This is a genomic window from Polaromonas sp. P3_B1, from assembly GCF_056402935.1.
Genome location: NZ_JBFUGK010000014.1, coordinates 62,223 through 88,051 on the forward strand (window position 1 = coordinate 62,223; position 25,829 = coordinate 88,051).

At 64.5% G+C, this 25,829-nt stretch carries 24 protein-coding genes; 17 read left to right on the forward strand and 7 right to left on the reverse strand.

The window, feature by feature from the left end:
• The first annotated feature begins 29 nt into the window (after nucleotides 1-29).
• From AC1DXS_RS10300 to slmA, 5 genes are all read left to right on the forward strand, one after another.
• Entirely contained in the window at nucleotides 30-884 is an 855-nt protein-coding gene (locus AC1DXS_RS10300) for an NAD-dependent epimerase/dehydratase family protein (protein ID WP_477737416.1), read from the forward strand.
• A gap of 90 nt (nucleotides 885-974) precedes the next feature.
• Nucleotides 975-1,871 (forward strand): acetylglutamate kinase, encoded by an 897-nt coding sequence (argB, locus tag AC1DXS_RS10305; RefSeq protein ID WP_007862415.1) that lies wholly within the window; start codon nucleotides 975-977, stop codon nucleotides 1,869-1,871.
• Nucleotides 1,872-1,988: 117 nt separating this feature from the next.
• Nucleotides 1,989-2,690: a response regulator gene (locus AC1DXS_RS10310; RefSeq protein ID WP_477737417.1), complete on the forward strand. Its 702-nt coding sequence runs from the start codon at nucleotides 1,989-1,991 to the stop codon at nucleotides 2,688-2,690.
• A 105-nt stretch (nucleotides 2,691-2,795) separates the two neighbouring features.
• Entirely contained in the window at nucleotides 2,796-4,235 is a 1,440-nt protein-coding gene (locus AC1DXS_RS10315) for an ATP-binding protein (RefSeq protein WP_477737465.1), read from the forward strand.
• Between the two features lie 161 nt (nucleotides 4,236-4,396).
• On the forward strand, nucleotides 4,397-5,047 hold the full coding sequence (gene slmA / locus AC1DXS_RS10320; RefSeq protein ID WP_477737418.1) for a nucleoid occlusion factor SlmA: 651 nt from the start codon (nucleotides 4,397-4,399) through the stop codon (nucleotides 5,045-5,047).
• A 212-nt stretch (nucleotides 5,048-5,259) separates the two neighbouring features.
• Here slmA and AC1DXS_RS10325 read toward each other — a convergent pair whose 3' ends face one another.
• The 7 genes from AC1DXS_RS10325 to AC1DXS_RS10355 all read right to left on the reverse strand — a co-directional run bounded on the left by AC1DXS_RS10325 (nucleotide 5,260) and on the right by AC1DXS_RS10355 (nucleotide 12,965).
• The gene (locus AC1DXS_RS10325; protein ID WP_477737419.1) at nucleotides 5,260-6,315 is read right to left on the reverse strand and encodes a malate/lactate/ureidoglycolate dehydrogenase; all 1,056 of its coding nucleotides are present in this window, start codon (nucleotides 6,313-6,315) and stop codon (nucleotides 5,260-5,262) included.
• 25 nt (nucleotides 6,316-6,340) lie between these two features.
• Nucleotides 6,341-7,867: a UxaA family hydrolase gene (locus AC1DXS_RS10330; protein WP_477737420.1), complete on the reverse strand. Its 1,527-nt coding sequence runs from the start codon at nucleotides 7,865-7,867 to the stop codon at nucleotides 6,341-6,343.
• Nucleotides 7,868-7,950: 83 nt separating this feature from the next.
• Nucleotides 7,951-9,345, reverse strand: a complete 1,395-nt coding sequence (locus AC1DXS_RS10335) for a TRAP transporter large permease (protein ID WP_477737421.1) — start codon at nucleotides 9,343-9,345, stop codon at nucleotides 7,951-7,953.
• Nucleotides 9,346-9,366: 21 nt separating this feature from the next.
• On the reverse strand, nucleotides 9,367-9,921 hold the full coding sequence (locus AC1DXS_RS10340) for a TRAP transporter small permease (protein WP_477737422.1): 555 nt from the start codon (nucleotides 9,919-9,921) through the stop codon (nucleotides 9,367-9,369).
• Between the two features lie 153 nt (nucleotides 9,922-10,074).
• Nucleotides 10,075-11,079: a sialic acid TRAP transporter substrate-binding protein SiaP gene (locus AC1DXS_RS10345; protein WP_477737423.1), complete on the reverse strand. Its 1,005-nt coding sequence runs from the start codon at nucleotides 11,077-11,079 to the stop codon at nucleotides 10,075-10,077.
• A 107-nt stretch (nucleotides 11,080-11,186) separates the two neighbouring features.
• Entirely contained in the window at nucleotides 11,187-12,152 is a 966-nt protein-coding gene (locus tag AC1DXS_RS10350) for a tripartite tricarboxylate transporter substrate binding protein (RefSeq protein ID WP_477737424.1), read from the reverse strand.
• Between the two features lie 72 nt (nucleotides 12,153-12,224).
• Nucleotides 12,225-12,965 (reverse strand): FadR/GntR family transcriptional regulator, encoded by a 741-nt coding sequence (locus AC1DXS_RS10355; protein WP_477737425.1) that lies wholly within the window; start codon nucleotides 12,963-12,965, stop codon nucleotides 12,225-12,227.
• Nucleotides 12,966-13,093: 128 nt separating this feature from the next.
• Between AC1DXS_RS10355 and AC1DXS_RS10360 the strand changes: the two genes are divergently transcribed.
• The 12 genes from AC1DXS_RS10360 (at nucleotide 13,094) to AC1DXS_RS10415 (ending at nucleotide 25,822) form a co-directional block, all read left to right on the forward strand.
• Nucleotides 13,094-13,828, forward strand: coding sequence for an SDR family oxidoreductase (locus tag AC1DXS_RS10360; RefSeq protein ID WP_477737426.1), 735 nt, complete (start codon nucleotides 13,094-13,096; stop codon nucleotides 13,826-13,828).
• Nucleotides 13,825-14,571, forward strand: a complete 747-nt coding sequence (locus AC1DXS_RS10365) for an SDR family NAD(P)-dependent oxidoreductase (RefSeq protein WP_477737427.1) — start codon at nucleotides 13,825-13,827, stop codon at nucleotides 14,569-14,571. The genes AC1DXS_RS10360 and AC1DXS_RS10365 overlap by 4 nt, the downstream gene beginning before the upstream one ends.
• Before the next feature lie 29 nt (nucleotides 14,572-14,600).
• Nucleotides 14,601-15,449 carry a fumarylacetoacetate hydrolase family protein gene (locus AC1DXS_RS10370; RefSeq protein ID WP_477737428.1) on the forward strand — a complete coding sequence of 283 codons (849 nt, stop codon included), beginning with the start codon at nucleotides 14,601-14,603 and terminating at the stop codon, nucleotides 15,447-15,449.
• A 397-nt stretch (nucleotides 15,450-15,846) separates the two neighbouring features.
• Complete coding sequence (locus AC1DXS_RS10375) at nucleotides 15,847-16,575, forward strand: TetR/AcrR family transcriptional regulator (RefSeq protein ID WP_477737429.1); 729 nt, start codon at nucleotides 15,847-15,849, stop codon at nucleotides 16,573-16,575.
• An 18-nt stretch (nucleotides 16,576-16,593) separates the two neighbouring features.
• Nucleotides 16,594-18,390 (forward strand): acyl-CoA dehydrogenase C-terminal domain-containing protein, encoded by a 1,797-nt coding sequence (locus tag AC1DXS_RS10380; protein WP_477737430.1) that lies wholly within the window; start codon nucleotides 16,594-16,596, stop codon nucleotides 18,388-18,390.
• 27 nt (nucleotides 18,391-18,417) lie between these two features.
• On the forward strand, nucleotides 18,418-18,852 hold the full coding sequence (locus AC1DXS_RS10385; protein ID WP_477737431.1) for a DUF2147 domain-containing protein: 435 nt from the start codon (nucleotides 18,418-18,420) through the stop codon (nucleotides 18,850-18,852).
• Between the two features lie 24 nt (nucleotides 18,853-18,876).
• Nucleotides 18,877-19,761 (forward strand): alpha/beta hydrolase, encoded by an 885-nt coding sequence (locus AC1DXS_RS10390; RefSeq protein WP_477737432.1) that lies wholly within the window; start codon nucleotides 18,877-18,879, stop codon nucleotides 19,759-19,761.
• A gap of 2 nt (nucleotides 19,762-19,763) precedes the next feature.
• A complete protein-coding gene (locus tag AC1DXS_RS10395) occupies nucleotides 19,764-22,178 on the forward strand; it encodes a 3-hydroxyacyl-CoA dehydrogenase/enoyl-CoA hydratase family protein (RefSeq protein WP_477737433.1) in 2,415 nt (804 codons plus the stop codon).
• The gene (locus AC1DXS_RS10400; protein ID WP_477737434.1) at nucleotides 22,178-22,684 is read left to right on the forward strand and encodes a DUF4442 domain-containing protein; all 507 of its coding nucleotides are present in this window, start codon (nucleotides 22,178-22,180) and stop codon (nucleotides 22,682-22,684) included. Before AC1DXS_RS10395 ends, AC1DXS_RS10400 begins: the two co-directional genes overlap by 1 nt.
• A gap of 23 nt (nucleotides 22,685-22,707) precedes the next feature.
• The gene (locus AC1DXS_RS10405; protein WP_477737435.1) at nucleotides 22,708-23,907 is read left to right on the forward strand and encodes an acetyl-CoA C-acyltransferase; all 1,200 of its coding nucleotides are present in this window, start codon (nucleotides 22,708-22,710) and stop codon (nucleotides 23,905-23,907) included.
• Nucleotides 23,908-24,090: 183 nt separating this feature from the next.
• A complete protein-coding gene (locus tag AC1DXS_RS10410; protein ID WP_477737436.1) occupies nucleotides 24,091-24,969 on the forward strand; it encodes an alpha/beta hydrolase family protein in 879 nt (292 codons plus the stop codon).
• A gap of 28 nt (nucleotides 24,970-24,997) precedes the next feature.
• Complete coding sequence (locus AC1DXS_RS10415; RefSeq protein WP_477737437.1) at nucleotides 24,998-25,822, forward strand: acyl-CoA thioesterase; 825 nt, start codon at nucleotides 24,998-25,000, stop codon at nucleotides 25,820-25,822.
• The last annotated feature ends 7 nt before the right edge of the window (nucleotides 25,823-25,829 follow it).

Here is a 25,829-nt window from a genome sequence, read left to right on the forward strand (position 1 = left end):
CCATGGGCCAGGGCGTGAAGGCTGTTTTTGTGACCGGGGCAACCAGCACCATCGGGTCCTTGCTGATGCCGATGCTGGATGAGCGGGCGGTTCCTGCTGTCGCGCTCGGGAGAAAACGGCCCGTGGGCCCGGCAGGTGACGCCTGGCTTCGCCTCGATCTGGCCGACCACAGCGCGGAGCTGCCCCATACCCACGCCGGCACCCTCATCCACACCGCAAGCCTCTGGCTGCTCCCAGGCTGGCTCGAAAAATTCCATGCGCGCGGCGTGCGGCGCGTGATTGCTTTCAGCTCGACCAGCCGTTTCACCAAGCTCGCCTCGGCCAGCCCCTATGAGCTGGAAGTGGTCAACAAACTCATTGCCGCCGAAGAGCACCTGGCGGCCGAGTGCGAGCGCCTGGGCCTGGCCTGGACGATCTTTCGGCCGACGCTGATTTACGGCGGCGCCGGCGGGGACCGCAATGTCGCCGACATCGCGCGGCTGATACGCCGCTTCGGGTTTTTCCCGCGCTTTGGCCAAGCCCTCGGCCGCCGGCAGCCGGTGAATGCGCGAGACCTGGCGTTGGCCTGTGTGCAAAGCCTGGACGCGCCGGCAAGCTTCAACAAGGCCTACAACCTCAGCGGTGGCGAGACGCTCGCGTATGTCGACATGGTGCGGCGCGTGTTTGAAACCCTGGGCCGCAAGCCGGTTTTCATTCCCGTCCCGATCTGGGCCTTCCGTATCGCGGTGCGGCTGGCGCGGTTGCATCCGCGCTTTTCGCACCTGACGGCCGACATGGCCCTGCGCATGCAGGCCGACCTGGTGTTCGACCACCAGGACGCGACGCGCGACTTCGGCTACCGGCCGGGCCGCTTCGATCCGGCCTACCTGACCACGCTGCGCTGACCGACCGGCTGCGGCCGCGGAACGCCGGCTATGCTGCACAATCGCGCCATCCCCTCCCTTTTTTGACTTTTGGCCATGAGCGACACCTCCATGACTGATCCTGACCTCTCCCACGTCGGCCCGCGCGACAAGGCCGAAATCCTGGCCCAGGCCCTGCCTTACATCCGCAAGTTCCACGGCAAGACCCTGGTCATCAAATACGGCGGCAACGCCATGACGGACCCGGCCCTGCAGGCCGACTTCGCCGAAGACGTGGTGCTGCTCAAGCTGGTGGGCATGAACCCGGTGGTGGTGCACGGCGGCGGCCCGCAGATCGAGACCGCGCTCAACCGCCTGGGCAAGAAGGGCCACTTCATCCAGGGCATGCGCGTGACCGATGAGGAGACCATGGAAGTCGTCGAATGGGTGCTGGCCGGCCAGGTGCAGCAGGACATCGTGGGACTGATCAACCAGGCCGGCGGCAAGGCCGTGGGCCTGACCGGGCGCGACGGCGGGCTCATCCGCGCGCAAAAGCTCAAGATGCTGGACAAGGATGACGCCTCCAAAGAACACGACATCGGTTTTGTCGGCGACATCGTCAGCATTGACCCCAGCGTGGTCAAAGCCCTGCAGGACGATGCTTTCATCCCCGTGATCAGCCCGATCGGCTTCGGTGAGGAAAACGAAAGCTACAACATCAACGCCGACGTGGTGGCCGGCAAGCTGGCCACGGTGCTCAAGGCCGAGAAGCTGGTGCTGCTGACCAACACCCCCGGCGTGCTCAACAAGGCCGGCGAGCTGCTCACCGACCTGAGCGCCCGCGAAATCGACGAGTTGTTCGCCGACGGGACGATTTCCGGCGGCATGCTGCCCAAGATCGAAGGCGCGCTGGACGCGGCCAAGAGCGGCGTGAACTCGGTGCACATCATTGACGGCCGGGTGCCGCACGCCATGTTGCTGGAGATCCTGACCGACCAGGCCTACGGCACCATGATCCGAAGTCATTGATACCCCCCCGAAGCGCCTTCGGCGCCTCCCCCCGAGGGGGCGCCACCTGCGGCCCGGCAAAGCCGGTTCCGCGCTGGCACTCGTAGGAGACCCCATCGTATTGCTGAGGGCCTTGAAATGCGTTTACTTTTAGTGGAAGACGACGTGATGGTGGCCAGCGGCATCAAGCTGGGGCTTAGCGACGCCGGTTACGCGGTCGACTGGGTCGGCAGCGCCGAGCGGGCCGAGGAGGTCCTTCAGGGCGAGACTTTCGACGCCGCCATCATCGACATCGGCCTGCCGCGCATTGACGGGCTGGAACTGACCCGGCGCCTGCGCCGCGGCGGCATGGCCATGCCGGTGCTGATCCTCACCGCGCGCGACGCCCTGCAGGACCGCGTCCAGGGCCTGGACCTGGGTGCCGACGACTACATGGTCAAGCCTTTTGAGCTGCCCGAACTGCTGGCGCGCCTGCGTGCGCTGCTGCGCCGCTCGCAGGCCGCCACCAGCGCCACCCTGAGCTTCGGCGCGCTGGAGCTGGATACCGCCAACCGCGAGGCGCGGGCCAACGGCCAGCTGATAGAGCTCGGCCCGCGCGAGTGGACGGTGATGGAATACCTGCTGATCAATGCGCCCAAGCCTGCCAGCAAGGACAAGCTTTTGCAGGCCATGACCGGCTGGGACAAGGAGATCACGCCCAACGCCATCGAGGTCTACATCTCGCGCCTGCGCGGCAAGCTCGAGCCGCACGGCATCGCCGTGCGATCGATTCGCGGTTTTGGCTACCGCCTCGAACTGACGGAAACCACGACCGGCATGCCGGGCGCGGGCGCCGAGTAAGCACCGCGCATGGACGCCCCCGGCCGCTCCTGGGCCGACCGCCTCAAGGCCCGCGCGGCCGACCTGGCCGTACGAACAGGCAACAGCCGCCTGATGCCACCCGCCATGAAGTCCGGCCTGCAGCGCCGCTTGCTGCTGTTGCTGCTGGTGCCGCTGGGGATTTTTGCGCTGGTGAGTGTTTACTTTGACTACCAGACCGCCGGCAACGTCGCGCTGCAGAAAGACCAGCAACTGGCGCGGCTGATCCCCTTGCTGGCCGATTCCGTGGTCGGGCCCGGCATCACGCCTGGCGGGCGTGAACCCTTGCTGCTGCTGGCACCCCCCGTGGACGACTTCCTCAAGGGCCGCATAGGTTCCGCCGGGTTCCGGATTTCCGATGTCCAGGGTGAATTCATGGCGGGGGAGGAATGGATCCCCGAACTCCTGCCGGCCACGCATGAGACCGAGTTCCACAGCATCGAACACAAGGGCGTGACCTACCGCATCGCGGCCCAGCGTGCCAACACGGCCGCCGGCGAGCTGATCGTGCAGTTGGCCGACGGCTCGGACCCGCGCCAGCAGTGGGTGCGCTCCGTGCTGCTCAAGGTGATCCTGCCCAATCTCATTTTGGTGATGGCCGCGGGTTTTGCGCTCAACTGGGCCGTCACGCGCGCCCTCAAGCCGCTGATCGAATTGAAGGACGCGGTGGAGCGCCGCAGCCCGCGCGACCTGAGCGCGATCGACCCGCAGACCACGCCCGCCGAGGTCCAGCCGCTGGTCAGCGCGCTGAACCGGCTGTTCAGTCTGGTGAACGACCAGGCCGAGGGCCAGCGCCGTTTTGTGGCCGATGCCGCGCACCAGCTGCGCACGCCGCTGGCCGGGCTGCAGGCCCAAGTGGAGGCCTGGGCCCAGGCGGCCCGGGTGGCGCAGGCCGCGGGTTCGGACGGCGCCGTCACGCTCTCGGCCGAGAAAATTACCAAGCTGCGCAACGCGACCCGCCGCACCTCGCAGCTGGCCAACCAGCTGCTGGCGCTATCGCGCGCCGACGCCACGGCCGCGGCCGCCCAGCCCATGCAGCGGGTGGACCTCAAGGACCTGTGTGAGTCCATACTGCCGCTGCACCTGGACGCCGCCGCCCGCAAGGGCATAGACCTGGGGCTGGAAGCCGAGCCCGCCCAGACCACGGGCTACGAGTGGCTGCTGCGCGAACTGCTGGGTAATCTGGTGGACAACGCCGTCAAGTACACACCTGCCGGCGGCACTGTCACCCTGCGCTGCGGTGTCAGTGCCGGGTCGCCGCCGCCGGACGCCGGCGGCGACCCTGAGCATCCGCGCTGGGGGGTATTCCTGGAAGTCGAGGACGACGGTCCGGGCATTGCGCCCGATGAGCGCGCCAAGGCCTTGCAGCGCTTTTACCGGGTTCAGGGCACGGAGGGTGAGGGCAACGGCCTGGGCCTGGCCATCGCCAGTGAAATTGCCCGTGTCCACCATTCCGAGCTGGAACTCGGTGACGGCGGCACTGCGGCCTCCGGGCCGCGTGGATTGCGGGTCCGCCTGAGTTTGTAGTCCGCCCGCCACAGTGAGCGCTCGCTGTTACGAAAGAGAACGTTGTAGCTACGCCTCACGTCGTAAAACCGGGGCACTTCAAGCAATGAACCGTCACTTCCCTGTGCGAGAATGAATTGAAACGATATCCGGTTTTTTGAAACATTTTTCACTCTTCGCCTATGTCCGACCTCGCGCCTGAAACCGAACTGAGCCACCAGGCCGCACCAGCGTCCGCCGAGACCGCGGTGCGCAAGCGCCCCAAACCCGGGGAGCGGCGGGTCCAGATCCTGCAGGCGCTGGCCACCATGCTGGAGCAGCCGGGCGCCGAGCGCATCACCACCTCGGCCCTGGCGGCCAGGCTGGAAGTCAGCGAAGCGGCGCTGTACCGCCATTTCGCCAGCAAGGCCCAGATGTTCGAGGGCCTGATCGAGTTCATCGAGCAAACCGTCTTTACCCTCATCAACCAGATCGGCGAGCGCGAGCCCGACCATGCCGCCCGCACCCGCAAGCTGGTGGTCATGGTGCTGCAATTCGCTGAAAAGAATCCCGGCATGACCCGCGTCATGGTCGGCGACGCCCTGGTGTTTGAAAACGAGCGCCTGCAGGAGCGCATGAACCAGTTCTTCGACAAACTGGAATCCAGCCTCAAGCAAAGCCTGCGCGACGCAGCCGCCGCCGACGGCGCCGCCACCCCCACGGTGGACGCCCAGGTCCGCGCTTCGGTCATCGTGGCTTTCATGGTGGGCCGCCTGCAGCGGTTTGCCCGCTCGGGCTTCAAGCGCCTGCCGTCCGAGCACCTCGAAGCCAGCTTGGCCACTATATTGGGCTGACCCCTATCGGTGTGCACTTCGTGTCACACCTTTTCCCCTTACAGGGGACGGGCGCCTTGGGGCCGGCAAAGCCGGACCCCGGCCCCCACTGGAAAAAGAATCACCCCTATCGGACACGCACTTCGTGTCGTGCCTTTGCCCCTTCCAGGGGACGGCGCCTGCGGCCGGGCAAAGCCCGTTCCGCGGCCCCTGCTTGGCGTTTTTCCTGACCGCTAGAGGCTGAGCCCCACCTTGCCGGCGGCGCCCTCAATTTCTTCCCAGGTGCTGGCATCAATGTCTATGCCGTCACGCTCGCGCTCCACGCGCGCGCGGCGTTCGGGCTCGCCGGCAATCTGCACGCCGTGTTCGCCGTCGGCCGGCGGGCTTTTGCGCAGCCACTCCACAAAAGCCATGGCCTCGGTTTCCATGGCCGATTGCGTGCCCAGCTTGCCCGGGTCTATCAGGATGGTCAGCATGCTGTTGTAGACGGCGCGTGTGCCTACCGTCGGGTGGTGCCAGGTGCCGCCGCCGGTCAGCGCGCCGCCCAGCAGCTCGCAGGCCACGGCCAGACCGTAGCCCTTGTGCTCGCCGAAAGGCATGAGCGCACCGAAAAAACCATTGGCCTGCGGCACCACCACCACGCCGGGGTCGGTGGTCGGCTGGCCGTGTTCGTCGATCAGCAGGCCGGGCGGCACGGACTTGCCCTGGTTGTGCGCCACGCGCATCTTGCCCTGGGCCACGCGGCTGGTGGCGAAGTCCAATACAAAGGGCGGGGCGTCCTTGAGCGGCACCCCTATGCAGCAGGGATTCGTGCCGTAGCGGCCGTCGGCACCGCCCCAGGGCGCGACCACGGGCCGGGTCATGACGTTGACAAAATGCAGCGACACCAGGCCCTGCGCCACCGCCATTTCGGCGAAGTGGCCTATGCGCCCCAGGTGGTGCGATTCGGCCAGCGCCAGGATGCAGCTGCCTTGTTCTTTGGCGCGGGCCATGCCCAACAACATGGCCTGCTCGCCGACCACCTGGCCGTAGCCGCGCTGGCCGTTGAGGCTGAGCAGCGCCCCGGCGTCGAGCACGGTCTTGACCTGCGCATTGGGCGTGAGGCCGCCTTCGAGCACCGCATCCACATAACGCGGGAGCATGCCCACACCGTGCGAGTCGTGGCCGCTGAGGTTGGCCATGACCAGGTTGGAGGCGACTTTGTCGGCTTCTTGTGCCGAGCTGCCGGCGGCGACGAGGATGCGGGCGCAGTGGGCCCGCAGGGCTGAGGCTTGGATGTTTTTTTGCATGGACCTTGGAGGATGAGGGTGAGGTTTACATCACGGCGCCGACTTGCCAGGGCACGAACTCATTCTGGCCGTAGCCGTGTTTTTCGCTCTTGCTGGGCTCGCCCGAGGCGGTGGCCAGCACCATCTCGAAGATGCGTTGCCCCATTTCCTGCACTGACACGCCGCCGTCGATGATTTCGCCGCAGTTGATGTCCATGTCTTCTTCCTGCCGCTGCCACAGCGCCGAGTTGGTGGCCAGCTTGAGCGAAGGCGAGGGCGCGCAGCCGTAGGCCGAGCCGCGGCCGGTGGTAAAGCAGATGATGTTGGCGCCGCCGGCCACCTGGCCCGTGGCGCTGACCGGGTCGTAGCCCGGCGTGTCCATATAGACAAAACCGTGGTCTTTCACGGGCTCGGCGTATTCATACACGGCCTCGAGGTTGGAAGTGCCGCCCTTGGCCACCGCGCCCAGCGATTTTTCGAGGATGGTGGTCAAGCCACCGGCCTTGTTGCCGGGCGAGGGGTTGTTGTTCATCTCGCCGTCGTTGATCTCGGTGTAGTGCTCCCACCACTTGATGCGCGAGATCAGTTTTTCGGCAATCTCGGGCCGCACCGCGCGCCGCGTGAGCAAATGCTCGGCGCCGTAGATCTCGGGCGTTTCGCTGAGGATGGCGGTGCCGCCGTGCGCCACCAGCAGGTCCACCGCCGCGCCCAGCGCCGGGTTGGCGCTGATGCCCGAATAGCCGTCGGAGCCGCCGCACTGCAGGCCGATCGTGATGTGCGAGGCGCTGCAGGGCTCGCGCTTGACGGCGTTGGCCTGCGGCAGCATCTCCTTGATCATGGCGATGCCCTTGGCCACGGTTTTGGCCGTGCCGCCCGTGTCCTGGATGCTGAAGACGCGCAGGGTCTCGCCCTCGCGCAGGCTGCCGTGGGCCAGCCACGCGTTGATCTGGTTGGACTCGCAGCCCAGGCCCACCACCAGCACGCCTGCGAAGTTGGGATGCGTGGCATAACCCGTCAGCGTGCGCTGCAGGATCTGCAGGCCCAGGCCGTCGGAGTCCATGCCGCAGCCGGTGCCGTGCGTGAGCGCCACCACGCCGTCGACGTTGGGAAAATCTTTGAGCGCCGACGGGTTGTTCTGCCGCGAAAAATGGTCGGCAATCGCGCGCGCCGCCGTGGCCGAGCAGTTCACGCTGGAGAGAATGCCGATGTAGTTTCGCGTAGCCACGCGGCCGTCGGGCCGCTTGATGCCCATGAAGGTGGCTTCGCGTTTGGCGGGCGCCGGCTTCACATCGGCGCCAAAGGCGTAGTCGCGTGTGAAATCACCCTTGTCAGGGCCCATGTTGAGGTTGTGCGAGTGCACATGCTCCCCGGGCGCAATCGCCTTGCTCGCAAAGCCGATGATCTGGTTGTAGCGCCGCACCGGCTCCCCCTCGGCCAGCGCACGGGTGGCGATTTTGTGGCCGGCGGGGATCAGGCCGCGCACAGTGATGTTTTCCAGCTGCGTGCCGCCCACCAGCTGGGCGCGGGCAATCAACACATCATCGGCAGGGTGGAGGCGAATAAACGGTGTCATGAGAGTCTCTGTGGTTTCAATCAGGTGCCAGCGCGGAACCGGCCTTGGCCTGTCCTGAGCTTGTTGAAGGCTTCGGGGAATATTTAATAGAACAATTTCGGCAGCCAGAGTACCGCTTTCGGGAAGTAAGTGATGATGCCCAGGCTTAAAAGCAACGGCACCAGCCAGGGCAATATGGCGACCGTGGTGCGTTCCACCGAGAGATGGGCCACGCGCGCCAGCACGAACAGCACCATGCCCATGGGCGGGTGCAGCAGGCCGATCATCAGGTTGAGCACCATCACCAGGCCGAAATGCACCGGGTCTATGCCCAGCTGTGCAGTGATGGGCAGCAGGATGGGCACCAGGATGGTGATGGCGGCGGTGGGCTCCAGGAAGCAGCCGACAAACAGCATCAGCAGGTTGGCCAGCAGCAAAAACACCCAGGGGCTCTGGGTAAAGCCCAGCACCCAGGCGGCAATCGCCGTGGTCACGCCGGTGGCCGTCAGCATCCAGCCGAAGATGGAGGCGGCCGCCACGATAAACAGCACGGTCGAAGTGGTTTCCACCGTGTCCAGGCAGACTTTGACGAACATCTTGAACTTGAGCGCCTTGTACCACCAGAAGCCCAGCACCATGGCCCAGACACAGGCCGCGATCGCACCTTCGGTAGGCGTGAACAGGCCGGTCGTCATGCCGCCTATCAGCAGCACCGGCGTCATGATGGGCAGCACGGCCTCGAACCTGAATATCTTGTCGAGCACGAACAACGCCACAAGGCCCAGGATGACGGTGATCTGTGCCGGTGCGCCGGCCTTGTCGATCAGCAGCCACAGCACCAGCGGCCAGGCAGTCACCACACCCAGCTCAATCAGGGCCTTGGCCAGCCTGCTGCCCGAGAACTTGATGTCGGCGCCCCATTTGTTTTTGTGGGCGTAATAGGCCACGGTCAGCATCATCAGCACCGCCATCAACAGGCCCGGCAGCAGCCCGGCCAGGAACAGCGCGCCAATCGACACATTGGCCATCATTCCGTAAATCACAAAAGGCAGGCTGGGCGGGATGATGGGGCCCAGCGTGGCCGAGGCGGCCGTCACGCCGACCGCGAATTCCGACGAATAGCCGTGCTCCTTCATGGCCTTGATTTCGATGGTGCCCAGGCCGGCCGCGTCGGCAATCGCCGTGCCGCTCATGCCGGCAAAAATGACCGAGCCCAGCACGTTGACGTGGCCCAGGCCGCCCTTGAGCCAGCCGACCAGGGCCAGTGCGAAGTTGTAGATGCGTGTGGTGATGCCGGCGTTGTTCATCAGGTTGCCGGCCAGGATGAAGAAAGGCACGGCCAGCAGCGGAAAGCTGTCTATGCCCGACACCATGCGGTGTATCACTACAAAAGGCGGCAGGTTGCCGGTGACCAGGATATACACCAGCGAGGCGCCCGCCATGGCGATGGCGACCGGTATGCCGGCGCCCATGAAGATCAGGAAAAATAGTTTGAGCATGATGGTGAGGATCTCTCGCGTTCAGCGGTCTTCCATGGTGGAGTCGGGGCGTTCCAGCACGCTGTAGCCGCGGCGGTAGTGGATCAGCGCAACCCGCAGCGAGCGAAACAGCATGGCGGCGAAGCCCAGCAGGCACACGCCGTAGACGATGTTCATGGGAAGGTCCACGATGGTCATGCGCGTCTGGTTGCCGATTTTTTCCATCATTTGCAGCGTCATGACCACGGCGGCGCCGAAAAAACCGATGCGCAGCACATCCGTCAGCGTGGACATCACGCGTCCCATCTTTGCCGGCATATGGCGGTAGAAGAAATCCACCTGGATGTGGTTGTTCTTGGCCACGCCTATGGCCGCGCCTATGAAGACCACGGCAATCAACTCATAACGCGCGATCTCCTCGGTCCACGCGGCCGAGTCGTTGAAAACATAGCGCGTGACGAACTGGTAAAGCACCGTGGCGCCCAATATCCAGAAAAACGCCAGGGCCACCCAGCCCTCGGTCGTGGTGGTGGACAGGTCCACCGCCTCGTCCTCGGTGTGGAATGAACCGTCGTCGCTGATGATTTTTTCGGTCATCGTGTTTCCTCTTTAATCTTTACCCACGCGGCGCCGGTAGTCGCCCGAAAAGCGTAGCGAGCGGCCAGAGGTCGCGCCGAGAAGCGCAGCCGTACTCCAGTACGGCGAGCATCGCAGGTGCGAGATCTGGCCGCGCAGTAGCTTTGCGGGTGGCTACCGAAGGTTGATGATGCGGTCGTAATCTGCCTGGCGGTACCCCTGGTCCGCAGGCGTGGTGCTCTTGAGCACCGCCGCCCGGAAGGCATTCTTGTCGACCGTGATCACGTTGTTGCCCTTCTTTTTGAACTCATCAACCAGCCGTGCCTCGGAGGCGATGATCTCGCGACCGGTTTTTTCGGCGGCTTCCAGCATCACGTCGCTGAAAATCTTTTTCTCATCCGCGCTGAGCTTGTTCCACAGCTGGCCCGAGACCACGGTCAGCAGCGAATCGACGATGTGGCCGGTCAGCGAGATGTTCTTCTGCACTTCATAGAACTTCTTGGCTTCTATGGTCGGCAGCGGATTCTCCTGCGCGTCCACCGTGCCGTTTTGCAGCGCCAGGTAGACCTCGGCAAAGGCAATCGGCGTCGGGTTGGCGCCCAGCGCCTTGGGAAAAGCCATATAGGCCGGTGCGTCGGGCACGCGGATCTTCAGGCCTTTCATGTCTTCCGGCTTGGTGATGGGGCGTGCCGCGCTGGAGGTCACATGGCGCGCGCCGTAGTAGTTGAGCGCGGTGATGTGGTTGCCGCTCTTCTGGTCGTAGCCGGCGGCCAGTTCCCTGAACACATCGCTGTTGGCGAACTTGAGCTGGTGCTCGGCGTCGCGGAAGATGAAGGGGAAGTAGCCGATGGCCAGCGGCTGGTAGGTGCGGCCGGCAAAACTCGCGCCGGTGAGGATGATGTCCACCGTGCCCAGGGTCAGGCCCTGGTTGATGTCGGCCTCCTTGCCCAGCGTGGAGGCCGGGAACACCTGGATCTCGTACTTGCCGTTGGTGCGCTTCTTGATCTCGTCGCCGGCCCAGACCGACCATTTGTGGAAGGGTTCGGACGTCTCGTAGACGTGCGCCCATTTCAGCTTCGTTTGCGCCGAGGCGATGCCGGAAAAGCCCAGGGCGCCCGCCATCAGCGCGCAGGCGGCAATGGCTTTGACGGCGAATCGTTTGTTGTGGATTGCGTTCATGGTTTGTCTCCTCAAAGGGTTTGCTGGCATGAAAGGAAAACCGGCCGTGCGCGCCAGCGCGCGGGCCGTGAAGCCGGGGTCTGCCGCCCCGTTGCCTCCTTGTTGCTTCAGTTCTTCAGGTTGAGCTTGGTCACGAGTTGCTTGAAGGTGTCGTTGTCGCGCACCATCTGCGCCTTGAAGGCGGGGCCGTCGGCATAGGCATAGCCGAGGTTGAGCTTGTCCATCACCTCTTTCATGATGGGTTCTTCGGCGGCCTTCTTGGTCATGGCGCGGATGTACTCGACGATTTCGGGCGGCGTGCCCTTGGCCACGCCCAGGCCGCGCCAGGTGCCGATCGACAGGTCAATCTTGCGCTCCTTGAGCGTGGGTACGTTGTCAAAGCCCTTGACGCGCTGGTCGGCCATCACGCCCAGGATCTTGAGCTTGCCGGCGGCCACGTGCACCGCGACCTCGGCCGGGCTCACGCCCACGGCGTCCACATGGCCGCCCAGCAGCGCCAGCACGGCGGGGCCCGCGCCCTGGAAGGGGATGTGGCTGAACTTGGCGCCGGTTTTTTCTTCGAGCGAAGCGGCGGCCAAATGCCAGATGGAGCCGTTGCCGGCATTGCCCACCTTCACGTCGCTGCCGGGTTTTTTGGCGGCGGCGAGGAAGTCCTCAATCGTGTTGTAGGGTGAGTCGGCGCGCACGGTAATGGCGGCCGGGTCGGCGTTGAGGCGGGCAATCGGGATGAAGTCGTCCTGGGTGATCTTGGTGATGCCCAGGTGCGGGAGGATGGTCACTTCGACGAAAAGCATGGCGATCTTGTAGCCGTCGGGCTTGGCGTTCGCCACGTCGGCCAGGCCTATCGCGCCGCTGGCACCTGCCTTGTTGTAGACGACCAGCGGCTGGGTGGTGTATTTTTTGGCCGCTTCGGCATAGGCGCGTGCCAGCGAATCGGTGCCGCCGCCGGGCTGGAAGGCCACCATCACTTCAATCGGCTTGTTCGGGTAGGGCTGGGCCGTGGCAACGGCGCACAGGCCCGTGGACAGCAGCAGGGCCGTGGCCAGCCGCTTGGTGTGGGTCAGGAAGTTCATGCTTGTCTCGCTTTCTTTTTTGTAGTGCCAAGTTGCGGTTGAGGGAAATCTCCGGATGCGAAATGTTTCTTCTTATTTTTTGGGTGTCTTCTGTTGCGTGGTCCGGCGCCAGCTCACGCTGAAGCGCTTGTGCGAATGGTCCATGTGTTCATGCATGGCCGCGCGCGCGGCGTCGGGGTCGTGGTTGCGCACCGCCTCATAAATGGCCTGGTGCTCCGCGATGGCCGAGCGCCAGGATTCCACGGTTTCAAAATGGCCGCCCAAACGTTCGAACAGCGGGCCGCGGCGCGAATCCCAGAAGCGCTGTACGGTTTCGATCAGCACCACATTGCCGCAAGACTCGACGATGGCAGTGTGAAAAGCCCGGTCGCCTTCCAGCGGCAGCACGCCGCGGTCGGCATCGGCTTGCATGCTGGCGATGGCCTTGTCCATAGCCTCCAGGTGTTTGCGCTTGGCCTGGGTGGCGGCCATGGCGGCGACTTCGCCCTCCACCACGCGGCGGGCGCGTATCAATTCCAGCGGGCCCCATTCATCGGGTGGTATCTCCCCGGCCCGGCCGTTGCCGGTACTGGGCGCGCCGCTGCGGTCCAGCACATAGACGCCGGAGCCGGTGCGCACTTCCACCCAGCCCTCGACTTCCATCGCGATCAGCGCCTCGCGCACCGAAGGGCGGCTCACGCCCAGCTGCCGCGCCAGGTCGCGCTCGGCGGGCAGGCGGGAGCCCACAGGCCATTCGCCGGCGGAAATCAGCGTTCGCAGCTGCTCGGCGATCTGGCGGTACAGGCGTTGCGGTTCGACGGTCTGCAGGGGCATGGGGGAGAGATCAGGGAAAGGCGGTGGGGCGGCTTAAGGGTTAGCCAGAATTGGACAAGTGGTCAGACCAATTGATAATCCCATGAAACCCCCGGGACAACATCCGGCAAAACCCTGTAGGAGCACTGATGAGACTTGAAGGAAAGAAGGCACTGGTCACCGCGGCCGGCCAGGGCATCGGGCGCGCCAGCGCGCTGGCACTGGCGGCCGAAGGCGCGCAGGTCTGGGCCACCGACCTGAACCCCAAGCTGCTGGAAAGCTACCAGGGCGTGGCCAATATCACCGCGCTGCCGCTGGACGTGCTCGACAAGGCGGCCATCCACAAGCTGGTGGGCGGGCTGCCGGCGCTCGACGTGCTGTTCAACTGCGCGGGCTTTGTGCACGGCGGCACGGCGCTGCAGGCCACGGACGAAGACCTTGACTTCGCCTTCCGGCTCAATGTGCGCGCGCAGTTCTGGATGATCCAGGCGGTGCTGCCGAAAATGCAGGCCCAAAAGCGCGGCAGCATCATCAACATGGCCAGTGTCTGCAGCAGCATCAAGGGCCTGCCCAACCGTTTTATTTACGGCACGACCAAGGCCGCGGTGATTGGCCTCACCAAGAGCGTGGCGGCCGACTTTGTGGCCGACGGCGTGCGTTGCAACGCCATCTGCCCCGGCACCGTCGATACGCCTTCGTTGCAGGACCGCATCAACGCCAATGCCGACCCGGTGGAAGCACGCAAGGCATTCATCGCGCGCCAGCCGCTGGGGCGCCTGGCCCAGGCGCATGAAATAGCGCCGCTGGTGACTTTCCTGGCCAGCGACGAATCCGCCTTTGTGACAGGCCAGGCCTACAACATCGACGGCGGCATCACCATATGAACCAGCTCGACCTGAAGGGTCGGCACGCGGTGATCACGGGTGGCGCGGTCGGCTTGGGTTTTGCGATTGCCCAGCGCATGCTGGCCTCGGGTGGCACCGTCACCTTGTGGGACGTCAACCCCGAGGCGCTGCAGAAGGCGAAGTCCAGCCTGGGTGAGGACGTCCACACCGTGACGGTGGATGTCAGCAGCCATGCCAGCGTGGTGGAGGCGGTGAAGAAGACGGTCGCGCACAACCCGGTAATAGACGCGCTGGTCAACTCGGCCGGCATCACCGGCCCCAACGTCAAGCTTTGGGACTACCCGCCCGAGCAGTGGATGCAGGTGCAGCAGGTCAACCTCAACGGCCTGTTCTTCTGCTGCCGCGAAATCGTGCCGCTTATGCGCGCGCGCAACTACGGGCGCATCGTCAACATCGCCTCGGTCGCCGGCAAGGAGGGCAACCCCAACGCCAGCGCCTACAGCGCCAGCAAGGCGGCGGTGATCGCGCTGACAAAATCGCTGGGCAAGGAACTTGCCGACACCGGTGTGCGCGTCAACTGCGTGACGCCGGCCGCGGTGAAAACCCCGATTTTTGAGCAGATGACACCCGAGTTCATCCAGTTCATGCTCTCGAAAATCCCCATGGGCCGCTTCGGCACGCCCGATGAGGTGGCCGCCATGGTCAGCTGGCTGTGCACCGAGGATTGCTCTTTTTCGACAGGCGCGGTGTTCGACCTTTCGGGCGGCCGCTCCACTTACTGACTTCACCGATTCACTCAAAAAGGAAAACCATGAAACTCGTTCGTTATGGCAACCCCGGCAAGGAAAAACCCGGCCTCATCGATGCCAATGGCAAGCTGCGCGACCTCAGCAGCGTCATCAAGGATATCGGACCCGACCAGCTCGGCGATGCCGCGCTGGCCAAACTGGCCAAACTCAAGACCGACAAGCTGCCGCTGGTCAAGGGCTCGCCGCGCTACGGCAGCCCCATCACCGGCACGCGAAAATTCATCGCCATAGGCTTGAACTACGCCGACCATGCCGCTGAATCCGGTTTGCCGATCCCGGCCGAACCCGTCGTCTTCATGAAGGCCACCAGCTGCATCCAGGGACCCAACGACCCCATCATGCTGCCCAAGAATTCGGTCAAGACCGACTGGGAGGTCGAGCTCGGCGTGATCATCGGCAAGCAGGCGCGTTACGTCTCGCAAAAAGAGGCGCTCAACCATGTGGCCGGCTACTGCACCATCAACGACGTCAGCGAACGCGAATTCCAGATCGAGCGCGGCGGCACCTGGGACAAGGGCAAGGGCTGCGACACTTTCGGCCCCCTGGGCCCCTGGCTGGTCACGCGCGACGAAGTGCCGAACCCGCAAAAATTGTCGATGTGGCTGGAAGTCAACGACAAGCGCGTGCAGAACGGCAGCACAAAAACCATGATCTTCAGCGTCGCCAAGATCATCAGCTACGTGAGCCAGTTCATGACCCTGGAGCCCGGCGACGTGATCACCACCGGCACACCGCCCGGCGTGGGCCTGGGCATGAAGCCGCCGGTCTTCCTGAAGAAGGGCGACACGATGTCGCTGGGGATTGAAGGTTTGGGCGAGCAACACCAGGTCGTGGTCGCGTTCAAGAAGTAAATCCCCGGGGGGCGTTGGTGTTCAGGCGCACGGGTAACTCCGTTCGCCCAGAGCCCGTCGAAGGGCTTGGTTCGCACTCAGGGCTTCGACAAGCTCAGCCCGAACGGAGGGGATGACTCTCAGGAAGAACTCATCCCGAGGGGCGTTGGTGTTCAGGCGCACGAGTAACTCCCGTTCGCCCTGAGCCTGTCGAAGGGCCGGTTCGCACAGAGGGCTTCGACAAGCTCAGCCCGAACGGGGTAGGGGCAGAACCCCAACGCAGAGCGTTGACTGGGGTTTACCCTGCTCAAGGTTAGAACGGGGTCCCTATAAGCAAGGGCCCAACAACCCCGGCTTGCCCATGGTCATCAAAGTGTTGCAAAATAGAACGACCGTTCGTTTTATTTTGTAGCACCCCATGCCCGTCACAGAACTTTCCGCCAAAGCCTCCCGCGCCCCAGCCGTGGGCAGCGCCATGGCCAAAAGCCAGCAAAAAGGCCAGCAGACCAAGGCGGCCATTGTGGATGCGGCCCTGGGCCTGGCCACGCAGATCGGGCTGGAGGGCCTGAGCATAGGCGCGTTGGCCGAGGTCATGCGCATGAGCAAGTCCGGCGTGTTCGCCCATTTCGGCTCGCGCGAGGAATTGCAGATCTCGGTGATCCGCGAATACCACGTGCGTTTCGAGGAAGAGGTCTTCTTCCCGGCCCTGCAGCAGCCGCGTGGCCTGCCGCGCCTGGCGGCGCTGTTCCACAACTGGATGAAGCGCACCTCGCTGGAGATCGACTCAGGTTGCCTTTACATCAGCGGCGCGGTTGAGTTCGACGACAGGCCGGGCCCGGTGCGCGACGCGCTGGCAGGTTCGGTGCGCACCTGGCTGGCAGCCATGTACCGCGCCGTGGTGCAGGCCAAGGAGGCCGGCCATCTGCGGCCCGATGCTGACGAGCACCAGATGGCCTTTGAAATCCACGGCCTGATCCTGGCGTTGCATTACGAGGCCCGCTTCCTGAAGACGCCGGGCTCCATGGACCGCGCCCACACGGGTTTCGCCAACATCCTCTTGCGCTACGGCAGCGATGCCGCCGCGCCTTCTACTTCCGCCGCCCCGAAGAAATCTTCGGGCAAAGCCTCCCCTTCCAAACCAATTTAACGCTAAAGGACCTCCACAATGCCCCAGTACAGCCCGCCCCTGCGCGACATGCAATTCGTCATGCACGAAGTGCTCAAGGTCACCGATGAATTCAAGGCCATCCCCAAGCATGCGGAGGTCGATGCGGACACCATCAACGCGGTGCTCGAGGAAGCCGGCAAGTTCGCCGCCGAAGTGACCTTCCCGCTGAACATCAGCGGCGACGAAGAGGGCTGCAAGCTCGACAAGGCCACCCACGAAGTCACGCCACCCAAGGGCTTCAAGGAGGCCTATGCCAAGTACGTTGAAGGCGGCTGGGCCGCGCTGAGCTGCGACCCCGAATACGGCGGCCAGGGCCTGCCTTTTGTGGTGAACCAGTGCTTGTACGAAATGCTCAACTCGGCCAATCAGGCCTGGACCATGTACCCGGGCCTGTCGCACGGCGCCTACGAGGCCCTGCACGCCCACGGCACCGACGAACAGAAAAAACTCTACCTGCCCAAGCTGACCAGCGGCGAATGGACCGGCACCATGTGCCTGACCGAGCCGCACTGCGGCACCGACCTGGGCCTGCTGCGCACCAAGGCCGAGCCGCAGCCCGACGGCACCTACCGCCTGACCGGCAACAAGATCTTCATCAGTGCCGGTGAACATGACATGGCCGCCAACATCGTGCACCTGGTGCTGGCCCGCCTGCCGGACGCGCCCCAGGGTAGCAAGGGCATCAGCCTGTTCGCCGTGCCCAAGTTCAACGTCGGCAAGGACGGCACCATCGGTTCGCGCAACGGCATCTATTGCGGTGGCCTGGAACACAAGATGGGCATCCACGGCAATGCGACCGCGCAGATGGTGCTCGAAGGCGCCGTGGGCACCATGGTGGGCGCGCCCAACAAGGGCCTGGCCGCGATGTTCGTGATGATGAACGCCGCCCGCCTGGGCGTGGGCAACCAGTCGCTGGGCCTGACCGAAGTGGCTTACCAGAACGCGCTGGCCTACGCCAAGGACCGCATCCAGATGCGTTCGCTGTCCGGCGTCAAGGCCAAGGACAAGCCTGCCGACCCCATCATCGTGCACCCCGATGTGCGCAAGATGCTGCTGACGGCCAAGGCCTATGCCGAAGGCGGCCGTGCCCTGGCGATTTACTGCACGCTGCTGCTCGACAAGGAACTGAACCATCCCGACGAGAAGGTGCGCAAGGACTCCGGCGAAATCGTCGCCCTGCTCACGCCCATCGTCAAAGCCTTCCTGACCGACAACGGCCACATCGCCACCAATGCCTGCATGCAGGTCTTCGGCGGCCACGGCTTCATCAAGGAATGGGGCATGGAGCAGTTCGTGCGCGACAACCGCATCAACATGATTTACGAAGGCACCAACACCATCCAGTCGCTGGACCTGCTGGGCCGCAAGATTCTGGGCAACAACGGCGCCACGCTGAAGAAGTTCGGCAAGCTGATCGCCGCGCTCATCGCCGAGGAAGGCGTCAACGAGAAGATGGCCGAGTTCATCAACCCGCTGGCCTACCTGGCCGACCAGATGACCAAGTTCACCACCGAACTGGGTTTCAAGGGCTTTCAGAACCCCGACGAAGTGGGCGCCGCCGCCGTCGACTACCTGCGCGTGGCCGGCCACCTGGTGTTCGGCTACTTCTGGGCCCTGATGGCGCAGACCGCGCTGCGCGAAATCGCCGCCGGCAACACCGACAAGTTTTATGTGGCCAAGCTGCAGACCGCGCGTTTTTACTTCGCCAAGCTGTTCCCCGAAACCGCAACGCTGATGCGCACGGCACGTGCCGGCAGCAAGGCGCTGATGGAAACCGACGAAGCGCTGGCCTGAGTTTTGACCAGACAAAGGGGAGACACCATGAAACGCAAATTACTGGCAATGGCCTTAGGCCTGGTTTCCTTCTCGGCCTTGGCACAGAACACGCCGGTGGGCCTCTGGCGCGGCTTCGATGAAAAAACCGGTGATCCCCGATTCGAGGTCCGCATCACGGACACCGGCGGTGTATTGAACGGCAAGGTTGAAAAGCGCACCTCCCCCGATGCCAAGCCCGACGATATCTGCACCGAATGCAAGGACGACCGCAAGGACAAACCCCGGCTGGGCCTGGAAATCATCCGCGGCGCCAAGAAGTCGCCCGACGGCGACGTCTGGGAGGGCGGCAAGATCCTCGATCCTGATAACGGCAAAAGCTACACCCTCAAGATGACACCTATTGAGGGTGGCAAGAAGATGGAAGTGCGCGGCTCCATCGGCCCTTTCGGCCGCACCCAGACCTGGACACGCCTGCAATGAACTTCACGGAACGGAGGGCCTGCCATGGGTGAAGCAATTTCCCGCCTGCGGTCCATGACTTTTGGCGAGGCTGCAAGCACCCCGCCGGCCGCGCGCCGCTGGTATGGCCATCACCTGCTCAAGAAGCCGTTTTTCGGCCGCTTCATGAAACCCTGGCGCTGGCCCGCCGACGTGCCGCAGGAAGGCTGGGAGCGGGTGCGCATTGCCAGCCGCAGCACCAGCCGGCTTGAAGCCATCGTGGCGCGCACGACGCTGCCTCCGCGCGGCGTCGTGGTCTGCGCCCATCCCATGGGTTATGCCTGCAAAGGTTTCTGGCTGCGCCACGGCCATGCCCAGGCGCTGCTCGATGCCGGCTTTCACGTGGTGGCTTTCGACTTCAACGGCTTCGGTGAAAGCCCGTCGACCAATTTCGACTTTCCCGGCGACGCGTTATCGGTGGGTCGCTGGGCGCGCGGCGCTTTTGCCGGCCTGCCGGTGCATGCGTTGACGGCATCCTTCGGCGCGATCAACACGCTGAGCGCGATTGCCGAGGCGGATTTCCCTTACGACAAAGTGGTGGCTGAAGGCTGCCCGCCCACGCTGCCCGATTTCTGGAAAGCTTACCCCTTTGCCCATGCGGTGCTCAACATCAGCCGGCGCATCAGTCCGCAAGGTGAGCTGCACCTGCGGCCCGTGCATCACCTGGCCAATATGCGCGACGTGGACGTGTTGCTGATCCACAGCCGGGCCGACCGCTGGACCCCGGTGCATTTCGGCGATGCCCTGCAACAGGCCGCCTCGAGGCCCGAGCGCATCCGACGCGTGATCCTCGACAAGGCTGAGCACACCCACGGCATGCGCGATGAGCCGCAGCGCTACTGGAACGCGGTGCTCGAATTTTTCAACCAGTCATCCCCAACAAGGTCTTAACCATGTCACGATTCCAAGTCAAAAAAGTCGCCGTGCTCGGCGCCGGCGTCATGGGCGCGCAGATCGCCGCCCACCTGGTCAACGTCAAGGTGCCGGTGGTGCTGTTCGACCTGCCCGCCAAGGAAGGTCCCAAGAACGGCATCGTCATCAAGGCGGTCGAAGGCCTCAAGAAGCTCAAGCCGGCCCCGCTGGGCGTGCCGGAAGACGCGGCGCTGATCCAGCAGGCCAACTACGAAGAGAACATGGAGCTGCTGCGCGAATGCGACCTCATCATCGAGGCGATTGCCGAGCGCATGGACTGGAAGACCGACCTGTACCACAAGATCGCGCCCTTCATCGCCGAAGGCGCCATCGTCGCCAGCAACACCTCGGGCCTGTCGATCACCAAGCTCAGCGAGGCGCTGCCCGAATCCATCAAGCCGCGTTTTTGCGGCATCCACTTCTTCAACCCGCCGCGCTACATGACGCTGGTCGAGCTGATCAACACGCCGACCACCGAACCCAAGGTGCTGGACGACCTGGAGGCCTTTGTCACCAGCGCGCTGGGCAAGGGCGTGATACGCGCCCACGACACGCCCAACTTCATCGCCAACCGCGTGGGCATCGCCAGCATGCTGGCCACCATCAAGGAAGCCGAAGCCTTCAAGCTCACCTACGACGTGGTCGACGACCTGACCGGCAAGAAGCTGGGCCGCGCGAGCTCGGGCACCTTCCGCACCGCCGACGTGGTGGGCCTGGACACCATGGCCCACGTCATCAAGACGCTGCAGGACAACCTGGGCCCCGGCAAGGTGGAAGACCCGTTCTCCGATATCTACGGCACGCCGCCGGTGCTGGCCAAGCTGCTGGAATCCAAAAGCCTGGGCCAGAAGACCGGCGCCGGCTTTTACAAAAAGCAGGGTCGCGACATCCTGCGCCTGGACCCGGAGAGCATGGAGTACGTGCCCGCCGGCGCCAAGGCCAATGAAGTTGTCGGCCGCATGCTCAAAAAGCCCGCGGGCGAGCGCCTGAAGCTCTTGCGCGAAGCCGAGGGCGCCGAAGCGCGCTTCCTCTGGGCCATTCTCCGCGACCAGTTCCACTACGCCGCCGTGCACCTGGAAAGCATTGCCGAAACCGCGCGCGACATCGACTTCGCGATGCGCTGGGGCTTTGGCTCCAAGCAGGGCCCGTTTGAGCTCTGGCAGCAGGCCGGCTGGAAGCAGGTCGCCACCTGGATCCAGGAAGACATTGACGCCGGCAAGGCCCTGTCCAAAGCGCCGCTGCCCGAGTGGGTGTTCAAGGGCCCGGTGGCCGAGGCCGGCGGCGTGCACACGGCGGAAGGCTCGTGGAGTCCCGCGGCCAAAAAATTTATCCCGCGCCGCAAGCTGCCGGTGTACGAGCGCCAGTTCTTCCCCGAAGACGTGCTGGGCTCGAAGGCGCCCGCGTTCGAGACGGCCGGCACCACCTTGCATGAAGACGATGCGATACGCCTCTGGACGCTGGACGGCGCGAACGCCGACGTGCTGATCGCCAGCATCAAAACCAAGATGCACGCCATCAGCCCCGACGTGGCGGAGGGCCTGGCCATGGGCGTGGACCTGGCCGAGAAAAGCTACAAGGGCATGGTCATCTGGTCCAACGACGAGATGTTCTCGGCCGGCGCCGACCTGCAGGCCATGCTGCCCGCCTTCATGATGGGCGGCGCCAAGGCGATCGAGGGGGCCGAGGCCGAGCTGCAGAACGTGATGCTCAAGCTGCGTTACGCGGCTGTGCCCGTGGTGTCGGCGATTCGCGGCATCGCACTCGGCGGCGGCTGCGAAATGGCGGTGCACTCGGCCAAACGTGTGGCCGCAATGGAAAGCTACATCGGCCTGGTCGAAGTCGGCGTGGGCCTGGTGCCCGGCGCGGGCGGCTTGGCTTACATCGCGCGCCGCGCGGCAGAAAACGCCAGCACCTCGACCAACAAGGACATCCTGCCTTTCCTGACCGAAGGCTTCACTGCCGCGGCCATGGCCAAGGTCGGCACCAGCGCGATTGAAAGCCGCAAGATCGGTTACCTGCTCGACAGCGACGTGATCGTGCCGAACAAGGACGAGCTGCTGTTTGTCGCGCTCAACGAGGCGCGCGCGCTGTTCAACTCGGGCTACCGCGCGCCGCACAAACGCCAGTTCCCGGTGGTGGGCCGCAACGGCCTGGCCACCATCAAGGGCCAGCTGGTCAATATGCGCGACGGCGGTTTTATCAGCGCGCACGACTTTCACATCGCCGGCCTGATCGCGGGTGTGGTCTGCGGCGGCGACGTGGATGCCGGCACGCTGGTGACGGAAGAGTATTTGATGACGCTGGAGCGCAAGGCTTTCTGCTCCTTGCTCGAACATCCCAAGACGCAAGAGCGGATCATGGGAATGATGAGCACCGGAAAACCGGTTCGTAACTGATGAGCGACCAGCCACCCAACCGCCTGGCGCGGCAACTGCAGCGGCTCGACGAAGTGCCGGCCTTTGCACGCCCCTGGTTTCGCAGCGTGGTGCTGCGCCGTGCCGTGCCGTTTACCGGCACCGCCGGCCTGGACTTCCTCGAAATGGGCACGGGCCGGGTCGAGATCGGCATCAAGAACGAGAAGAAGGTGCAAAACCACATAGGCGGCGTGCACGCCTCGGCCATGAACCTGCTGGCGGAAACCGCCACCGGCATGGTGGTGGGCATGAATGTGCGCGACGACTGCATCCCGCTGGCCAAGGAACTCAAGATGGCGTTCAAAAAGCGCGCCACAGGCGCCCTGCGCGCCGTGGCCACGCTGAGCGACGAACAGCGCGCGGCCATGCAGGCCAGCGACAAGGGTGAAGTCAAGGTACCGGTCGTCGTGACCGATGAAGCCGGCGTGAACCCGGTGGAATGCGAATTTGTCTGGGCCTGGATTCCCTCCGGCCCGCGGAAAAGTTAACCGAAAAATTGAAGGAAACCATCATGGCCAAACAAGTCCAGGAAGCCTACATCGTTGCCGCCACGCGCACGCCCATAGGGCGCTCGCACAGGGGCTATTTCCGCAACACGCGGCCCGACGACCTGTTGGTCAAGGCGCTGCAGGCCGCGCTCGCGCAAGTGCCCTCGCTGGACCCGAAAGCGATTGAGGACATTATTTGCGGCTGCGCGATTCCCGAAGGTCCGCAAGGCCTGAACGTGGCGCGCATAGGCGCGGTGCTGGCGGGCCTGCCGACCAGCGTGGGCGGCATCACCGTCAACCGTTTTTGCGCCTCGGGCCTGTCGGCCATCCAGATGGCGGCCGACCGCATCCGCGTGGGTGAGGCCGACGTGATGGTCGCGGCCGGCACCGAAAGCATGAGCATGGTGCCCATGTCGGGCAACTCGCCTTCGCTGTCGCCCAATATGTTCATGAACGACGAGAACGTCGGCATCGCCTACGGCATGGGCTTGACGGCCGAGAAGGTGGCGCAGCAGTGGAAGGTCTCGCGCGAGGCGCAGGACCAGTTCGCGCTGGAGTCCCACCTCAAGGCCATCAAGGCCCAGCAGGCCGGCGAGTTCAGCAATGAGATCACGCCCGTCGAAGTGACCGACCGCACGGCCAACCTGGAGACCGGCGAGGTGGTCGCCAAGACCCGCACCGTGAGCCTGGACGAAGGCCCGCGCCCCGACACCTCGCTCGAAGGACTGGCCAAGCTCAAGACGGTGTTTGCCGCACGCGGCTCGGTCACTGCCGGCAACAGTTCGCAGACTTCCGACGGCGCAGGCGCGCTGGTGTTGGCCAGCGAAAAAGCGGTCAAGCAGTTCGGCCTCAAGCCGCTCGCGCGTTTTGTGAGCTACGCCGCCAAGGGCGTGCCGCCTGAAATCATGGGCATTGGCCCCATCGAGGCGATTCCCGCCGCGCTGCGTTATGCCGGCCTGAGCCAGGACGATATGGACTGGATCGAATTGAACGAGGCCTTTGCCGCGCAGTCGCTGGCCGTGATCAACACGCTCAAGCTGGACCCGGCCAAGGTCAACCGCATGGGCGGCGCGATTGCGCTGGGCCATCCGCTGGGTGCGACGGGCGCGATCCGGGCCGCGACCGTGATTCATGCATTGCACAGGCACCAACTGAAATACGGTATGGTGACCATGTGCGTAGGCATGGGACAGGGCGCAGCCGGCATCTTCGAGCGCGTGTAGCGTGGGGCTACTGCGCGGGCGATCTGCGGCGTTGGTCCGGTGCTCCCCATCCTCACGTACCCGAAGTACGTTCCGGTGGGTCCGCTCCGTCCGCCTTGCATCTCATCCCGCTCGCTACGCCCTTGAGGCCGTAATGTTAGGGTCAGTGTGTGAACGGTGATTGCTGATCTTTTTGGAGGTTTTATGCAAATCCAGACTCTGTCCACCGGCTCCGCGCAGCTCTCGCTGCGGGTCTACGACGTCACGCAAGCCGCCCACACCAGTGTGGTGATTGGCGGGGCCATGGGCGTGCGGCAGCACTACTACGCACCGTTTGCGCAGTGGCTGTCCAGCCAGGGTTTTCGTGTCACGACCTTTGACTACCGCGGCTCGGGCGACTCGCTGCCGGCCACAGCCAGTGGCAGCCTGCGTGGTTTCAAGGCCGACCTGCTCGATTGGGCCGACGACTACGAGGCCGTGGTCGATGCGGCCAAGGCAGCCTTGCCCGATGCGCCGCTCTATTTGCTGGGCCACAGCCTGGGCGCGCAACTGCCGGGCTTTCTGAAGAATCAGCACAAGGTCGCGGGCCTGGTCAGCATCGCGGCCGGCAGCGGCTACTGGCGCGACAACGCGCCGCAGCTGCGGCGCATGATTCTGTATTTCTGGTACGTGCTGGTGCCGCTGGCGACGCGGCTCTTTGGCTACTTCCCGGGCCGCACGCTGCGCAAGGTGGGCGACCTGCCGGCCGGCGTGATGCTGCAGTGGCGCAAGTGGTGTTTGAACCCGCAGTACAGCGTGGGCGCCGAGGGCGAAAGCGCGCGCCTGAGTTACGGCCAGGTCAGCTTCCCGGTCACGGCGCTGTCCATCACCGATGATGAGCTGATGACCTGGCGCGGCACACAAAACCTGATCAACCTCTATGCCAATGCGCCGCGCACCTTTGAGCGCATCGCGCCGGCGGACTTGAAGGTCAAGCGCATAGGCCATTTTGGTTTCTTCCGCGAGCAGTTCAACAACACCCTGTGGCCGCGTGCCCAGCAAATCATCGAGGGCATGGCTGGCGTCGCCAGGACGACGGCCTGAGCCGCGAAGTTCGTGCAAACTTGCCGGCATGACAAGCATGCATTCTTTTGACCAGGCGCTGCGGCTTGAACCCGCCGGCGCCGACCGGCCTGACACCTGGCTGGGCCACAGCAGCCCCGAGTACTGGAACATGGTGGGGCCTTTCGGCGGCACCACCGCAGCCACGGCCTTGCGCGCCATCCTGCTGCACCCGGCGCTGCTGGGCGAGCCGGTGGCGCTCACGGTGAACTACGCGGCGGCCATGGCCGAGGGGCCTTTCAGCGTGACGGCCAGGCCGGCGCGCACCAACCGCTCCACCCAGCACTGGACGGTGGAGCTGTCGCAGGATGGCGATGCCGCCGGCGCCGTGATGACGGCCACGGCGGTCACGGCCGTGCGCCGCGAAACCTGGAGCCTTAACGACACGCCCATGCCCGCGGTGGCCCTGGCCGATGCGACAGGCCGCCTGCGCTTTGCCACATCGGCCTGGACGAATCGCTACGACATGCGACCGGTGCGCGGCGCGATCCCACAAGTCTGGGACGGCAGCGGCGTGGACAGCCTGACCCAGCTCTGGGTGCGCGACGACCCGCCGCGCCCGCTGGACTTTCCGGCGCTGGCTGCCATGTCCGATGTGTTCTACCCGCGCGTCTGGCTGCGCCGCGCCACGCGCGTGCCGGCCGGCACGGTCTCCATCACGACTTACTTCCATGCGGATAGCCGGCAGCTTGCCGAATGCGGCGATGGCTTTTTGCTGGGCCAGGCCAAAGCGCAGGTCTTTCGCAACGGCTTTTTTGACCAGAGCGCGCAGCTGTGGAGCGAAGCCGGCGTGCTGCTCGCCACGAGCACGCAGGTCGTCTACTACAAAGAATAACTGCGAC

Bases quoted from the DNA above. Each gene is read 5' to 3' on its own strand.
- AC1DXS_RS10365 (WP_477737427.1), top strand. From the start codon at position 13,825: ATGAACCAGCTCGACCTGAAGGGTCGGCACGCGGTGATCACGGGTGGC.
- AC1DXS_RS10385 (WP_477737431.1), top strand. From the start codon at position 18,418: ATGAAACGCAAATTACTGGCAATGGCCTTAGGCCTGGTTTCCTTCTCG.
- AC1DXS_RS10415 (WP_477737437.1), top strand. From the start codon at position 24,998: ATGACAAGCATGCATTCTTTTGACCAGGCGCTGCGGCTTGAACCCGCC.
- AC1DXS_RS10325 (WP_477737419.1), bottom strand. From the start codon at position 6,315: ATGCAAAAAAACATCCAAGCCTCAGCCCTGCGGGCCCACTGCGCCCGC.
- AC1DXS_RS10310 (WP_477737417.1), top strand. From the start codon at position 1,989: ATGCGTTTACTTTTAGTGGAAGACGACGTGATGGTGGCCAGCGGCATC.
- AC1DXS_RS10375 (WP_477737429.1), top strand. From the start codon at position 15,847: ATGCCCGTCACAGAACTTTCCGCCAAAGCCTCCCGCGCCCCAGCCGTG.
- AC1DXS_RS10395 (WP_477737433.1), top strand. From the start codon at position 19,764: ATGTCACGATTCCAAGTCAAAAAAGTCGCCGTGCTCGGCGCCGGCGTC.
- argB (WP_007862415.1), top strand. From the start codon at position 975: ATGACTGATCCTGACCTCTCCCACGTCGGCCCGCGCGACAAGGCCGAA.
- AC1DXS_RS10350 (WP_477737424.1), bottom strand. From the start codon at position 12,152: ATGAACTTCCTGACCCACACCAAGCGGCTGGCCACGGCCCTGCTGCTG.
- AC1DXS_RS10405 (WP_477737435.1), top strand. From the start codon at position 22,708: ATGGCCAAACAAGTCCAGGAAGCCTACATCGTTGCCGCCACGCGCACG.
- AC1DXS_RS10410 (WP_477737436.1), top strand. From the start codon at position 24,091: ATGCAAATCCAGACTCTGTCCACCGGCTCCGCGCAGCTCTCGCTGCGG.
- AC1DXS_RS10390 (WP_477737432.1), top strand. From the start codon at position 18,877: ATGGGTGAAGCAATTTCCCGCCTGCGGTCCATGACTTTTGGCGAGGCT.
- AC1DXS_RS10360 (WP_477737426.1), top strand. From the start codon at position 13,094: ATGAGACTTGAAGGAAAGAAGGCACTGGTCACCGCGGCCGGCCAGGGC.
- AC1DXS_RS10370 (WP_477737428.1), top strand. From the start codon at position 14,601: ATGAAACTCGTTCGTTATGGCAACCCCGGCAAGGAAAAACCCGGCCTC.
- AC1DXS_RS10355 (WP_477737425.1), bottom strand. From the start codon at position 12,965: ATGCCCCTGCAGACCGTCGAACCGCAACGCCTGTACCGCCAGATCGCC.
- AC1DXS_RS10335 (WP_477737421.1), bottom strand. From the start codon at position 9,345: ATGCTCAAACTATTTTTCCTGATCTTCATGGGCGCCGGCATACCGGTC.
- AC1DXS_RS10330 (WP_477737420.1), bottom strand. From the start codon at position 7,867: ATGACACCGTTTATTCGCCTCCACCCTGCCGATGATGTGTTGATTGCC.
- AC1DXS_RS10380 (WP_477737430.1), top strand. From the start codon at position 16,594: ATGCCCCAGTACAGCCCGCCCCTGCGCGACATGCAATTCGTCATGCAC.
- AC1DXS_RS10340 (WP_477737422.1), bottom strand. From the start codon at position 9,921: ATGACCGAAAAAATCATCAGCGACGACGGTTCATTCCACACCGAGGAC.
- AC1DXS_RS10315 (WP_477737465.1), top strand. From the start codon at position 2,796: ATGAAGTCCGGCCTGCAGCGCCGCTTGCTGCTGTTGCTGCTGGTGCCG.
- AC1DXS_RS10345 (WP_477737423.1), bottom strand. From the start codon at position 11,079: ATGAACGCAATCCACAACAAACGATTCGCCGTCAAAGCCATTGCCGCC.
- AC1DXS_RS10400 (WP_477737434.1), top strand. From the start codon at position 22,178: ATGAGCGACCAGCCACCCAACCGCCTGGCGCGGCAACTGCAGCGGCTC.
- slmA (WP_477737418.1), top strand. From the start codon at position 4,397: ATGTCCGACCTCGCGCCTGAAACCGAACTGAGCCACCAGGCCGCACCA.